The organism is Sphingomonas sp. BK345 (assembly GCF_014193845.1).
GTDB lineage: Bacteria > Pseudomonadota > Alphaproteobacteria > Sphingomonadales > Sphingomonadaceae > Sphingomonas.
The window spans coordinates 431,214-444,773 of record NZ_JACHZX010000001.1 but is presented as its reverse complement, the minus strand read 5'-3'; the positions used below and the strand labels follow the sequence as shown (position 1 = coordinate 444,773).

General features: G+C 64.8%; 14 protein-coding genes. 8 read left to right on the top strand and 6 right to left on the bottom strand.

What is annotated here, in order from left to right; all coding sequences use genetic code 11:
* Positions 1 to 76: 76 nt before the first annotated feature.
* Both FHY03_RS01940 and FHY03_RS01935 read left to right on the top strand, forming a co-directional pair.
* On the top strand, positions 77 to 778 hold the full coding sequence (locus FHY03_RS01940) for a bacteriorhodopsin (protein ID WP_183928434.1): 702 nt from the start codon (positions 77 to 79) through the stop codon (positions 776 to 778).
* Positions 775 to 1,692, top strand: a complete 918-nt coding sequence (locus FHY03_RS01935) for a Brp/Blh family beta-carotene 15,15'-dioxygenase (protein WP_311721283.1) — start codon at positions 775 to 777, stop codon at positions 1,690 to 1,692. The genes FHY03_RS01940 and FHY03_RS01935 overlap by 4 nt, the downstream gene beginning before the upstream one ends.
* 251 nt (positions 1,693 to 1,943) lie before the next feature.
* On the opposite strand, the gene FHY03_RS01930 is transcribed toward FHY03_RS01935, so the two are convergent.
* Positions 1,944 to 2,306 (bottom strand): response regulator, encoded by a 363-nt coding sequence (locus FHY03_RS01930; protein WP_183928432.1) that lies wholly within the window; start codon positions 2,304 to 2,306, stop codon positions 1,944 to 1,946.
* 11 nt (positions 2,307 to 2,317) lie between these two features.
* Positions 2,318 to 3,904, bottom strand: coding sequence for a GAF domain-containing protein (locus FHY03_RS01925; protein ID WP_183928430.1), 1,587 nt, complete (start codon positions 3,902 to 3,904; stop codon positions 2,318 to 2,320).
* 201 nt (positions 3,905 to 4,105) lie between these two features.
* Here FHY03_RS01925 and FHY03_RS01920 point away from each other — a divergent pair, with 201 nt between their 5' ends.
* Entirely contained in the window at positions 4,106 to 4,501 is a 396-nt protein-coding gene (locus FHY03_RS01920) for a BLUF domain-containing protein (protein WP_183928428.1), read from the top strand.
* Between the two features lie 133 nt (positions 4,502 to 4,634).
* On the top strand, positions 4,635 to 5,828 hold the full coding sequence (locus FHY03_RS01915; RefSeq protein ID WP_183928426.1) for a DUF2252 family protein: 1,194 nt from the start codon (positions 4,635 to 4,637) through the stop codon (positions 5,826 to 5,828).
* Positions 5,829 to 5,902: 74 nt separating this feature from the next.
* Here the strand turns inward: FHY03_RS01915 and FHY03_RS01910 are convergent, their stop codons facing one another.
* The gene (locus FHY03_RS01910; RefSeq protein ID WP_183928424.1) at positions 5,903 to 6,616 is read right to left on the bottom strand and encodes an AraC family transcriptional regulator; all 714 of its coding nucleotides are present in this window, start codon (positions 6,614 to 6,616) and stop codon (positions 5,903 to 5,905) included.
* A 32-nt stretch (positions 6,617 to 6,648) separates the two neighbouring features.
* Here FHY03_RS01910 and FHY03_RS01905 point away from each other — a divergent pair, with 32 nt between their 5' ends.
* Both FHY03_RS01905 and FHY03_RS01900 read left to right on the top strand, forming a co-directional pair.
* Positions 6,649 to 6,789: a hypothetical protein gene (locus FHY03_RS01905; protein WP_183928422.1), complete on the top strand. Its 141-nt coding sequence runs from the start codon at positions 6,649 to 6,651 to the stop codon at positions 6,787 to 6,789.
* A gap of 51 nt (positions 6,790 to 6,840) precedes the next feature.
* Positions 6,841 to 7,854: an MBL fold metallo-hydrolase gene (locus FHY03_RS01900; RefSeq protein WP_183928420.1), complete on the top strand. Its 1,014-nt coding sequence runs from the start codon at positions 6,841 to 6,843 to the stop codon at positions 7,852 to 7,854.
* Positions 7,855 to 8,017: 163 nt separating this feature from the next.
* On the opposite strand, the gene FHY03_RS01895 is transcribed toward FHY03_RS01900, so the two are convergent.
* Positions 8,018 to 9,484, bottom strand: a complete 1,467-nt coding sequence (locus tag FHY03_RS01895; RefSeq protein ID WP_311721282.1) for a carotenoid oxygenase family protein — start codon at positions 9,482 to 9,484, stop codon at positions 8,018 to 8,020.
* Positions 9,481 to 9,798 (bottom strand): antibiotic biosynthesis monooxygenase, encoded by a 318-nt coding sequence (locus FHY03_RS01890; RefSeq protein ID WP_183928418.1) that lies wholly within the window; start codon positions 9,796 to 9,798, stop codon positions 9,481 to 9,483. Before FHY03_RS01890 ends, FHY03_RS01895 begins: the two co-directional genes overlap by 4 nt.
* A 325-nt stretch (positions 9,799 to 10,123) precedes the next feature.
* Here FHY03_RS01890 and FHY03_RS01885 point away from each other — a divergent pair, with 325 nt between their 5' ends.
* Positions 10,124 to 10,660 (top strand): J domain-containing protein, encoded by a 537-nt coding sequence (locus tag FHY03_RS01885; protein WP_183928416.1) that lies wholly within the window; start codon positions 10,124 to 10,126, stop codon positions 10,658 to 10,660.
* A gap of 301 nt (positions 10,661 to 10,961) precedes the next feature.
* On the opposite strand, the gene FHY03_RS01880 is transcribed toward FHY03_RS01885, so the two are convergent.
* The gene (locus FHY03_RS01880; protein ID WP_260158613.1) at positions 10,962 to 11,453 is read right to left on the bottom strand and encodes a PRC-barrel domain-containing protein; all 492 of its coding nucleotides are present in this window, start codon (positions 11,451 to 11,453) and stop codon (positions 10,962 to 10,964) included.
* 589 nt (positions 11,454 to 12,042) lie between these two features.
* Between FHY03_RS01880 and FHY03_RS01875 the strand changes: the two genes are divergently transcribed.
* Entirely contained in the window at positions 12,043 to 13,389 is a 1,347-nt protein-coding gene (locus FHY03_RS01875) for a methyl-accepting chemotaxis protein (RefSeq protein WP_183928412.1), read from the top strand.
* The last annotated feature ends 171 nt before the right edge of the window (positions 13,390 to 13,560 follow it).

Sequence of the window (13,560 nt, the reverse complement as noted above, 5' to 3'; positions counted from 1 at the left end):
TCTGGCATCGTATAATATGATCTGCGTTAGGGGCGGTGGGTCTGGCACGAGGTCAGCTCTGAGAAGGATCGCTTCTATGGATCAGACTGCCTTCATGATCGGGTTCGCGGTCATGTCACTCGCCTCGCTGGCGATATACGCGAAGGGCAGTAAAGCCCCTCCATCGCGACATCACACGCTCCTGCATGCAACCGTCCCCTTCATCGCTGCGACGGCCTACCTCGCGATGGCGTTTGGCATCGGGACATTGCTCAAGACCGACGGCTCTGCGACTTATCTCGCTCGCTACGCCGACTGGTCGGTGACGACCCCTATTCTGCTGTCAGGTCTGGTCCTGACGGCGTTCCACGATCGTGGCAAGACCGGTGAGGTCGGCGGCTACCTGACCTCCATCATCGTCCTTGACGTCCTGATGATCGTCACCGGCCTGATCTCCTCGCTGGCAGAGGTGCCCGTGGTGAAGTGGGTCTGGTATCTGTGGTCGTGCGCGGCATTCGTCGGCGTCCTGTACCTCCTGTGGGTCCCCTTGCGCGCGATGGCGCTTGAGCGTGGCCACGCCATCGGCTCTGCTTACGCCAAGAACATCACCTTCTTGACCGTGATCTGGTTCCTGTACCCGATCGTCTTCCTGATCGGGCCTGAGGGCCTCAAGATCATCAACGACGCCGCATCGGTCTGGGCCATCCTCGTCATGGATATCGTTGCCAAGGGGATCTACGCCTTCTACGCGGCGGGCAACCTCGACAAGGCGCTACACGATCACGAACGCCGCGCGTGAACCGCGGCATCGCATGGCTGGTTGCGGGAGCGGTTGCAGCCGCCCTCGCGCCGGAACCGGTCCAGCTAGCTTTTGCGATCCTGGGGATCGGCGTCGTCGGCATGGTCCACGGCGCGGGCGACCTGGCAATCGTCGAGCCGGTGCGACGCCGCACCTTCCTCGCCGCCTATGGGCTCGTGTCAATGGCGACGTTGTTGTGGTGGACCGCAGATCCGGCGGTCGCGCTGCCGGCGTTCCTCGTCGCCTCAGCGGTTCACTTCGGCATGGAGGACGCGCCGGGAGGATCCTTTGCCGAGCGGGCCGCGCGTGGGATAGCGCTGATTGCCGCTCCGGCCACGATCCACGTGGCCAGTTGCGCCTCCTTACTGCGAACCGCGGGTGGACCGTCGTCCATCATGCCGACCTACGCTCCGCTGCTCGCCGTAGCGGGGGGGCTAACGGCCGCTGGGCTGATGGCGCTGGCATGGCGCAGAGGCGACCTGCGCCTGGGAGGCGGAATGGCGGCGGTGCTGCTGTTGCCGCCGTTGGTCGGCTTCACGCTTGGCTTTCTGATCCTACACGCGCTGCCGCAAACGGCAGAGCGCCGCGATCGTCTCGGCTTCTCGAGCACCTCGGACTATCTCCGGAAGGTAGCTCCAGTCTTCGTTGGTGCGCTCGCGCTTGCCATAGCGGTAGCAGCGCTTCTGCTGCGTTTCGACCCTAGTGGAGTGCGCGGTCTCTTCGCCGGTATCGCCGCACTTGCCGTTCCACACCTGCTCGTGACGCCGTGGTTCGAGCAACAAGGCTTTCTCGCCAAAGAAACCGCCCATGGCAAGTTTGACGAGGATAATAAACCGTACAGCAAGCGCATAGCAGTGCCATTCTATGATCAAGGCGAGCCGTCAAAGGCACTGGCGGATCGAGCCCACAGGTGAACTCGCTTACGTGAGCGTTTGAGCTTGGAGGTGGCGATTGGTTGACCTACCAGCCTCTCCCAAGCGCAAGCACCGTCATGGACGAATGGCCGATTTGGAGAGCGAGGCGAGATCCACTGAGTGACCGGTCTTGGATGCTTCAAGATCCGCCCAAATGGCGGCATGTCGCGCGAGTAATCTGTCTGAGCGCCTCTTGCGTAACGACTACTGCCCGTCCGCAAAAGCCAGGCGCGCTGCGTTCGTACGGTCGCTCAGGCCGCCATTCTCTGCAACGTGCCGACGATCCGATCCTGCCGGTACGGCTTGGCAAAGAATACAGCCTCACGCGGCAACGTCACGCCAGACGGCCAGGGCTTGCCAGAGGTGATGATGATAGCGATCGGCGGCCAGCGGTTCCGAATGCAGGCGGCCAGCTTGATGCCGTCGACGCCGCCCGGCATGTCCACATCGGTGAAAACGATCTGTACGTCACCGCGGCCCTCCAGGATCGCGATCGCTTCGCTGGAATTAGCGACGTCGATCACCTGAAAACCGGCATCCTCGATCATGTCGGTAGCGAACAGCCGCAGCAGCGGCTCATCCTCCACGACCAGTACGATGGGCTTCACGGTCATAGATGTCCTGCTCAGGCCTGCGCGAATTGCTGCACCGAGGCGCGCAGCTCGGCTTCGAAGCCGTCCGGTTCATAACGGAGCTCGACGCCGCCCGTTCGGACCAGACCCAGCCGCACCAGCTTCGACCCGAAGCCGCGGCGGGTAGGGGCGACCACCGGTGGGCCGCCGCGTTCCCGCCAGTGCACCACCAGCTGCGGCTCGCCCGACACTGTCTCGACCGACCAGTCGACATCGACGTGGCCGCCCTCGCGGCAGAGCGCGCCATATTTGCACGCGTTGGTCATCAACTCGTGCATCACCAGCGAGAAGGACAGCGCCGGTCGCGATCCGAGCGACACGGGCGGCCGCTCCATGTGGAGGCGGTCGCCGAACCCGACCGCCTCGACGACGGCGTCGGCCACTACGCGCAGATCAGCATCGGCCCAACTCGTCTGCAGCAGCACGTCGTGCGCTGCGCTGAGCGCGACCAGGCGACGCTCGAAGCTCTCAACCGGCGCACGATCCGGAACGTCGCGCAGGGTCTGGCTGGCGATCGCCTGGACCATCGACAGCATGTTCTTGAGCCGATGCGAGATCTCGCCGTTGAGCATGTCCTGCTGCTGCTCCGCTCGCAGCCGCGCTACGCCCGCCTCCAGCCGGTCGGCGACGCTGCGTAGGAAGGTCAGCTCCTCGGGCAGCCAAATCCGGCGCGCGGCGGCGTTGACGATCAGCACTGCGACGGTGCGCCCCTTCTGACGCACGGGCATGTTGACCAAGGCGCCGATGCCGAGGGCACGCATGGCGGCGGGGGCGTCCCTGGTCCGCTCGTCGGTGAGCACGTCCGGGATGACCAGCGGCTCGCCGCGCATGAGATGGTCGCGAATGGCGCCATAATCGTCGAACCGGTGCCGGCCGGCGATGCTGGCGACGCCTTGAGCGGTCCAGTCCGGCTCGACATCGACATGGGTAACGTCGTCGTCAACCAGTCCGAAGCCCGCCCGCGTCACGGCGAGCACCTGTCCGACGATGGCCGACGCTTCCCTCGTCATGGTGGTGACTTCGGCGCTGTCGCGGATGCGCTCGCCGACCTGAACGAGCGCGGTCTGGAGTTCGGCGAGCCGGTCGCTCGACCGGGCGATGCGACGCAGATCAAGGTGGTCGCTAGCCTGCCGCGCCAGCGCGCTCAGAAGCATTATCTGATCCTCACCCAACCCTTCGGTGCGGGCGTGCGTGTCGATCACGCATAGCCGACCAACGACTTCGCCTGAGCGCAGCTTCAAGGGAGCGCCGGCATAATAGCGATAGGCGCGGTCGCCCGTGACGAGGGGGTTGTCTCTGGTACGAGCGTCCTTCGTCAGATCAGCGATCTCCAGCACGGTTGGCTGGTCAATGTCGATCTGGCAGACCGACTGATTGATGGGCGTCTCGGTCACATCGAGGCCGACCCTGGCCTTGAACCGCTGCCGCTCGGTATCGAGCAGGCTGATCAACGCGACCGGGACGTCGCATGTCTGCGCGGCGATGAAGACGATGTCGTTGAATGCCTGTTCCTCGGGCGTGTCGAGCACCATCAGCCTGGCCAAGGCATCTGCCCGCCGCGCGTTCGTGTCGTGATCCACCCGCGCCCCGCTTTCGACGATCGCCCCCTAGCGATGCTGACGGCAGCTAGGCTACCGTTATCGAACACAAGTCAAGCCGGTGGGCTCGGTCGCCGTCGTTATGGCCCAAGCCGATTGGGGCTCGAATCCCCTGCCGTGACCGGCGGTCACATCTCTCGATCTGCCATCGACGGTTCGGCGGGTTGACCTTACATTTGGCTGATGAACTCACCCCAGTATCGTCGGATCCTGTATCGAAGCCTTGCGACCGGCAACCATGGTCGGCGCGATTTGTCACCGATCCTGGCGGTGTCGCGGCTGAACAACGGTCTCGACGGCATATCGGGGCTGCTATGGACCGATGGCCATCGATACGTCCAATTGCTGGAAGGGCCGCCGGACAGCGTTGCGCTGACGTTCGCTCGGATTGCCCGCGACCCCCGCCACGAGGCGATCGAGATAGCCGACGACAGCGTCGCCACCGAGCGGGTGTTTGGCGACTGGACAATGGCCGATCTCGCCGGAGGGGCGGACGAGGACAACCGGGAGCGGCTCATGGCTGCGCTACGCGACGCGCCTGCGGCGGTCCGGCGGGCATTCGAAGAGGCCGCGACCTGATCCTTGTTCCATGACGAAAGTTCGCGCGCGTGAGCCGGAGGCCGACGATCCTTTCGGCGTGACCTACCGCTTGCCCGTCGCTAGCGCGAGAGCGCAGGCCTCACGCCTGCACGCCAGCAGCCAAGGGACCTGAATGCGCCAACCCTCTCGCGACGAACGCCAGGCCGTTCTGGAGCGCAAGCGCACGCTCAAGATGGCGCGTTCGACCCACGCGTACGTCCGTGGCAACACGGCCAAGTTCTACGAGTGGCTCGACGGCTCGCCCGCGGCGAAGCGTGTGCCGCAGGGGCCGGCGATCTGGATCTGTGGTGATTGCCACCTCGGCAATCTCGGGCCGATCAACGATGGCAACGGCCGCATCGAGGTCCAGGTGCGCGATCTCGACCAGGCGGTGATCGGCAATCCCGCGCACGACCTCATACGCCTCGGTCTATCGCTCTCGACAGCGGCGCGCGGGTCCGACCTGCCGGGCGTGATCACCGCGCGGATGATGGAGGCCATGGTCGAGGGCTACGCCGAGGCCATGGCCGATCCGCGGGATGGTGACGCCGGGCCAGAACCGGACGTGGTCCGCAGCGTCAAACGGCGCGCGCTCGGCCGCAAGTGGAAGGACCTCGCCAAGGAACGCTTGGACGGACCGGAGCCGAGCATCCCGCTCGGCGACAAGTTCTGGCCGTTGGAGGCAGACGAGCGGGCCTGTCTCGCGGAGGTGCTGACCGCGCCGGACGTCTCCACGCTGCTGCTGTCGCTCGACCGCAAGGATCGCGATCGCTCGGTCAAGCTCGTCGACGCCGCCTACTGGATGAAAGGGTGCAGCTCGCTCGGGCTGCTCCGCTTCGCCGTGCTGGCAGGGCTCAAGAACGCGACGGGCCGCTCCGAATATGCGCTGCTCGACCTCAAGGAGGCGACGGCCCCGATCGCACCCAAGGCTCCCGGTGCGCAGATGCCCGCGGATCCGGCCGAGCGCGTCATCGCGGCGGCGCGCGCGCTGGCGCCACATCTGGGCGATCGCATGACGGCGACGAAGGCGTTCGGTCGATCGCTGTTTGTCCGTGAACTATCACCCCAGGACCTCAAGCTCGAAGTCGACCAGTTCAGCGACAGTCAGGCGATCAAGGCCTCGCATTACCTCGCCTTCATAGTCGGCAGAGCGCACGCACGCCAGATGGATGAAGCCGAACGGCGAGAGTGGGCGGACGTGCTCGAAGCAGACCGGCGCGGCATGATCGACACGCCGACCTGGCTGTGGGAGAGCATCGTCTCGCTCGCAGCGAGACATGAGGCAGGGTATTTGGATCATTGCCGGCGCTACGCCATGGGAAGCTGATCGCTTTCCGAACGAGCGACCGCTTACGGGAAAGCGCCAAGTGGTGGCGAGCGACCGTTTATGGGTCCAATATCTTAGGCCGCTCGTACGTCGCCGCCAGAGAAATGCGGCTTCTGGGCCTTTATGTCACGCGAGGGCGCCATGCCAAACAGCCGCGCATACTCACGGCTGAATTGCGATGCGCTCTCATAGCCGACAGCATAGCCTGCAGCGGCGACGTCTCGTCCTGCAACGATCAGCCGGCGAGCCTCCTGCAGTCGCAGGCTTTTCTGGTACTGCAACGGGCTCATCGCGGTGGCTGTACGGAAGTGGCGATGGAACGAGGCAGGGCTCATGCCTGCCGCCTCCGCCAAGGACTCGCTGCGGATCGGCTGATCGAACTGATCGCGGATCATCGCGATCGCGCGACGCACCTGCGAGAGCCGGCTATCCGCCCGTGCGATCTGACGGACGATAGCTCCCTGAGGGCCTTGCACCAGTCGGTAGAGGATCTCGCGTTCGTAAAGCGGCGCAAGCGTGGCGATATCTTGCGGCGTGTCTGTTAGGCGAAGGAGGCGTAGCCACGCGTCGAGCAGATCGGCTGTGACCGGATTGACGGCGAAGGCTGGCTCGGCAGAGGAAAGTCCCGTCTCGACGTCCGTCAGCACCGACGCCAGTCGCTCGCTGTCGAGGTCGAGGCTGACCGCCAGATAGCGTTGATCCGGCAGAGCTGGACGCCGCGCACCGTTTCGCCGTGGAGCGGGCAGGCCTACGGCTACGGCTGGTTCCTCACCGACATGCGAGGACATGCCGTACGTTTCGCTCGGGTTTCGGCGGGCAGATGGTCTATGTCATCCCCGACCTGCAGCTGACCATCGTGATGACGTCGGACCCGAACGGCACCCGAGACACGGGCCACATCGACGCGCTCCACCGGCTGGTCGCCGATCTCCTCATCCCTGCCGCCGAACGCGGCGCGTAGGCGGGAACGATCGACTTTCGCGGACGATAGGGTCTCAGTATCCAAGGACGCGTGACGAAGAACCGCTATTACTCAGGCCCGCCAAGCGACCATTTCGACGGCGCTCGCTTCTTCAACCCGGGGCAGGAGACGACTGACCGCGGGTTACGGGACATGCTGCGGTGGAAGCTTGGCGGCGCGGCGCAGCGATGGCCGAAAGTTGTACCGGTCACCCAAACAGTTCCGGACGACCGCGTCTCCGGCATCCGCGTCACCATGGTCGGCCACGCTTCGCTGCTCATCCAGGCGGCAGGGCTCAACATCCTGACCGATCCTGTCTGGTCGGACCGTGCCAGCCCCTTCGCTTGGGCGGGGCCGAAGCGTGTGACCCCGCCGGGGATTGCCTTCGAGCACCTCCCGCCGATCGACGCGGTTCTGATCAGCCACTGCCACTACGACCACATGGACACGGCGACGCTCCAGCGTTTGCACGCGGCGCATGCGCCGGTGATGGCGATGCCGCTCGGCAACGACGCGATCGTGCGTGCCGCGATCCCTGATGCGCGTTGCGTCACAGGTGATTGGTGGGACGCCATCGTGCTCGGACCTGCCGTGACCACGACGCTCACGCCGGCCTACCACTGGGCCAATCGCTGGCCGTCGGACGTTCGCATGGCGCTATGGGCGGGCCACTATCTCACGACACCCGCCGGCTCGATCTGGTTTGCCGGCGACACGGGCTACGGCGACGGCAGGATCTTCGCTGACATCGGCGCGCGGCTGCCGCGCGCCGAAGTCGCGCTCCTCCCGATCGGTGCCTATGAGCCACGCTGGTTCATGGCGGCGCAGCACGTCGACCCCGGTGAGGCGGTCCGCATCTTCCGTGACGTCCGTGCGAAACGGGCGCTGGGGATTCATTGGGGGACGTTTCAGCTGACCGATGAAGGGCGTGAGGCGCCCCGGCTCGCGCTTGCGACGGCTCTCTCGACCGCTGGGATAGCACCCCGCAGGTTCGTCGCGGCCCAACCCGGTGGCGTGTACGACATCGCTGCCGGGGACCGCGACGAACGCGACGCAACGACGTAGGGCCGCGGCAGACACCCGTGCACATCGCGGGCAAGCAGCTCCTCGCGTCAGCACTCGATCGAGAAGCGTCTGTCGGCTCATCGCCGAGGTGGAGCGCTCGCTAGACGTCCGCTGACGGTCAAGCGTCGGTCTGGCGGGCCAAGCGACTGCGACGTGGATCGAGTTACCTCAACCAGGCGCCATGGATGCCAGGCGGCACGCGATGCGGGATGCGAACGAGTCCTACGGGCGGCGCCTCGAAGTTTCGTGCGTCCAATATTTCCAGCGCGGTGGTGTGCCCGCCGGCGTCGATTACGAGCCCGATAAGCCAGCCGTCATCCTCGCCAGCTTCTGGCGAGCGCGGCACGAAGACGAATTCGCCCGCGATGCGTCCCGGCCCGAAATCGTGCAGCCAACGCTTGTTACCCTCCAAGTCGTGCTTGATCAGCGGTGCCTGACCGACAAGCGTCTCCGTCATCTGTTCGGGCAGGCCGAGCGCATAGACATAGCGGTAGGGGCGCCCGGTGCGACGCTCGTCTATCGTCGGCAATTCTTGCGCCGCGGGGTCGATCGCGCGCTGATCCACCGATCCGGTCGACGGGTTTATCGTCCAGCGCTCAAGGCCGCGGGGCTGCTCGTCCGGCGCCAAGTTGTCGCCGGCGAACATGCGGTCGTACGCGATCACGTCGAGCGCCACGCTTCCGTCCGGTAGATCATACGCGTTGGCGGTATGGAACACGAAGCAGGGATCGAGCGGGAACCACCGGATGTCCTCCGCCTCGCCCTCACGTGGCAGCAGCCCGATCCGGGCCGGGTGCTTCTCGCTCCACCGATAGGGAAAGCCGTGCCCCGCCAGCACCGTGCGCATCGACAGGGTGAGCGGCAGGTCCATGACGACGACGTAGCGCTGCGTGATGGCGCAGTCGTGGATCAGCGGCCCGTGCGACACAGGGATCGTCACCGATCGTCGCACCCGGCCGGTGACATCTACGACGTTGTACCGAACGCGCTTCGGATCGGTCGCTTCGTAACAGAGCGCGTGCAATTCGCCCGTCGCTGGATCACGTCGCGGATGCGCGGTGAACGATCCGGGCAGCGTGCCGTCGAAGTCATCGTAGCGCTGCGTCTCCAGATGCTCGTCGAAGCGAACGGGCGTGCTGCCGGCCTCGACCAGCGCCCAGCCGCTGCCGGCATGATCCAGCACGCTCGTGTTGACGGTGTCGAAGATGTGCCGTGGCCCCGGCGCCGCCGGCACGTGCCTGGCCGCCGCGACGTCGGTCGAGCGGATCCAGCGATTGCGATACCACCGGGCTCGTCCGCCCTGGAGGCGGATGCCGTGCAGCATCCCGTCCCCGGTGAAGAAATGGTAGGAGCGCGGGTCGGCATTGGCCGGGTTTGGTCCAATGCGAACGTAGCGGCCGTCGAGCTCGGGTGGGATGATACCCTCGACGGCGAGGTCGGTGAGGGTCAGTTCCTCGGTCATTGGCTCGTGGATGCCGGTAAGCAGCGGATGTGGCGCATCGCGCGGCGGCAGGCGGCGCTTGTTGAACGCGGCGATGCGGGTGACGATCGGCGATGCGATGGCGCCAACGACGGTGTCGATCGCCTGCTCGATCCGGCCGGCGAACGTCGGGCGCCGAGTGACCGTCACGATGGCGTGACCGTCTGGATGATGTCGAAGCCTTCGAAGCGAGGCGGCGCGAGATACAAAAGCTTGTGGTCACCCGCACCGCGATGCGCGGCACGGAACGCCTCGGACCGGGTCCAATTGTCGAAGTCACCGCGCGACTGCCACACGGTGTGTGACGAGTAGAGGACGTGATCGTCGGCCGCAGGACCGCGCAGCATGTGGAACTCGACGAAGCCGGGTACGTCGGCGAGGTGTGAGTCGCGGGACAACCAGACCTGCTCGAAGGCTTCCTCCTCACCAGGGATGACCTGAAATCGGTTCATGGCGATGAACATGGGGCAAGCTCCTGCGTCGACTGTGCAGGCCCAACGTGGGGTGGAGCGGGACGGGATACGAGGGCATGACCTCCTGTAGAAGTTGAGAGCCGCACCTCAACGATTGACCAAAGGAGAAGGCGAGCGGGTGAGCTGAACGGCCCGGTGTCGGTCAGCGCCGGGAGGCAGCGTGGCGTCACCGAAAGCACGATGTTGCGGATACGAAGGGTAGCCACCTGGTTTTTGGCGCCTAAAGCCGCCCTTCGAGCCACCGAGGAAGGCCCGGTTAAGATCACGCGGTAGTCGGACTTTCCTTTCTCGCGTATTCGCCGTAGGTAACGGCTAGATGGCTCTCTCACCCGACTATTATTCGGTCCTAGGGGTACCCTCGACGGCAAATCGCGACGCTATTCATGCTGCGTGGAAAGCGCTACTCCGTCAATATCACCCCGATGCCAATCACGGTGCGGATGTTTCTGCTCGTGCGAAAGAAATCAACGAGGCGTATGCCGTCTTGGGGAAGAGGGAAGCACGCGCCGCTTATGATCGTTCGCGCATCAGGCCGTCTGCCCACCAGTCGACCGCGCACCGCCCGTTTCACCACAGGAAAGCCGGCAGGCGCCCGATGCGACCTTACCCGTCGATGCAGCCCAATGGTAGCTTCTCGCATCCACTAGATACCAGCGAGTGGCTGATCGGCCTTTTCCTGCTGATCCTCACCGCCGCACCGATCGCTACAATCCTGGTTCTGTATAACGAGGAATCCGGAGTGGCATCTACGGTTCGACGTAACGCCGCCGCTCATCCCGTGCCTGAGCTTTCTCCAGAAGCCGTTCACAGCTCATCCGGCGCAAAACTCGTGCCTGGACAGCCCGCGTCATAAACTCTCGCCCATCGCGACATCTGAGTTAGCGGGTTCGGGCGCCAAACGCGGTCGTCACGAGGGAAGAACGAAAAGCCCAAGCTGAAAAGCTGGGAAAGGGCCGAGGACGTCTGCTTCTGGGACCTTATCCCGTGGATCGGTCACCCCCCCCGCCTCGCACCCTGAGGCCGGCATAGGTGGCGTCAGAACCGTGCCGCTACTCGGAACAAACCGAGCGCGCTCGTTGGTTCCCTTCACAGTCGCACGGTGAGGACGCATGCGCGGCAATCGCGATGCGTCCGCGGGAACCCAGCCGTCGCTACTAAACTACCACGGCGAGCTCCTGGAACTCCTCCGGCCGCCGCGCAGTGTGCACTTCGCCATCGCGGACCGAAACGTTGGACCATGGAAGACGGTGGAGGGTTTCCGCAATTCCGCCGAAGCCGCCGATGCGAATGACCAGATATTCGACTCCGCCCCCGCCGCAGCCGGCCAGGGCGTCGACCGCGTGGCCTGCCACCGAGCCGTCGGCCGCTCTAACAGGAAGACCGTCGAGCGACGCCACCGAGAACAGCGCTTCGCCGGACAGCTTGGTGCTCCGTCTCTCCTCCGCCCGCGTCGCATCGCTGATGCGCGCACGGCGGCCCAACCATCGCCAGATGCCGAACAGGTCGACGATGCCGAGGAACAGGTTCGAATAGAGGAGCTGCTGCTGGCCGGACGTTAGCCCGACGACGATCCAGCTGACCGCGCCGATCGTGAAAACGACGAAGCCCCAACCTGTGACGCGGGCGCCGAGGTTGGCGGCGGTCATGAGCGCTGCCACGCAGGTCGCGACTAGCGCTACCCAACCAGCCGTATCCGCCATCCGCCTTCTCCCAACAGCTCCGCACAGGTGGAGCGACGTCGCATCGCCTTTCCTACCTAAGCTGTTGGAGAAGTCTCGGCAGGGATTGATGAAATTGACTGTGATCAAGCGCCCCTGGGTGGGCCCGTAAGAAGAAACAGCGGGTGACCAGCTGCTCCAGCCTCCCGGATGAACGAAGGCGCTCAAAGACGACCTGAGCGCTCGCATGCGGACATCCGGCTATTCTGCCTAAAAGGCCGGACCGGCGCTCTGCGGAACGCTCAGAAGAACCGGGCACCAAGATGACGAATGGCCGGAGTTGGGAGGCGGGTGGGGCGCCGACACCGGCCGCTTCTGGGCCGGGTCACGAGACAGGAGGGGAGCATCGCCCGCCCAAGCTTGCGACGCCAACTGGGTTCCTGACCCTGAGCCTCTCACCACCCAGCGGCCGGTGCATTGCCAAGCAGCGATTGACATTCGATTCGGGTCAGGAACGTTGTGCGGCGGCGGTGCTGATGCTAACGCCGCCTTAACCGTGGCGCTTTAGCAAGTCGCGATGGACAGCCTGCGCGACATCGGTGAGGTCGAACTTGGTGAGCTTCACCTCACCAAGAAGCTTCAGCTATTCGGCTTTTCCGAAGCAGACGATCTGCTTGGCCACCATATCTGGACCATTTTGCAGCCGCATGCGCACCGGGTCGCAGAAGCGGAGCTCGATGGATGGTACCGTCTGGTGCCGCAAGTTGCCTACATGGCGCGTGACCAGCACATTGCGTCATTTAACGAGATCGTCCGCGACATGCTCTGCGACCTCAAAGAGGGTTGCTGGTCTTCGTTAAGTGCGGAGTGGATGATCACCGCCTTCAATGCTGGGGTGCCCCTGACTGCCGTCCTGGCGCTCAGAAGCGGCACGATCGCCCTGTGCGTCGAGCTGATGACGGAGGAGTACAACTGCTCGAAAGAGGAGCGGACTGCTATCAACCGCCTCTTTCTTCGCCTGCAGGCTCTCCACTGCGACGTACTCGCGACGGTCCATGCCTCTCAAGTCGACGCCGCTGCGCAGCGGCAGCGCCACACGACGGCTGAGAGGTTCCGCGACGGCATCTCATCGCTCGTCAGCGGCAGCGTCAGTGATGGCTCTGCTCTGCGCGAACAGACGACGGCGACCGCGAGCGCCACGCGAGGGATGCTGGTGCAGGCGAGCGAGGTCGCCGCAGCGGCCGAGCAGTCCGCGGTCGCGATGCGCGACGCTGCGCGCACTGCCGCCGGCCTCATACTGGCGATAAGGGAGGTACAGACCGAGGTGGACGGCGCGGCGGCAGTCGCCAATCGGGCAAGCAGCCAAGCGACCAGCGCGGTGGAGACGTCCGAGGCGCTGAGTGGACACGCTAGGTCGATCGCATCGATCCTCGGCTTGATCCGGGACATCGCCGGCCAGACCAATCTGCTTGCCCTCAACGCGACCATCGAGGCCGCCCGCGCCGGAGATGCCGGGCGAGGCTTCGCCGTCGTCGCACAAGAGGTGAAGAGCCTTGCCGGCCAGACCGCGCGCGCTACCGACGAAATAACAGCTAAGATCGCCTCCATACAGTCGGCTACCGAGGCTACGGTGGATGTGAACGCCGGCATCAAAACGACGGTGGCCGAGGTACAGGAGGGCGCCGATCGCATCCGGCGCACGATGAATGCGCAGGCTCAGACCGTCACCGCAATCACCGCAGCGGTCGACGAGACCGCACTAGCAGCAGAGACGATGTCCATCACCATAGCCGCCATTCGGCAACAGACGGAGATTGTGGCGGCGGAGATAGACAACGTAGGTCTTGGGTTCGATCGGCTTGATGGTCGACTGACCATTCTCAGCGACAGTGCGGAGACGTACTCGCGCTCTGTGTCCGGCTAAACCAAGGTAGCACGAGGTCGTACGTGTGCTCAGCAATAGTTCGACCGATGAGCGCCCATTTTCTTGTCACATGCGGGGCAGGGCCGTCGCCTCGCTCTGGCCATCCCGCGATCGCGTTGGCTAGGGTGTTGGCCGGTTCACCAAACCTTAGTTCGCCTCGGCTAAAGCGGG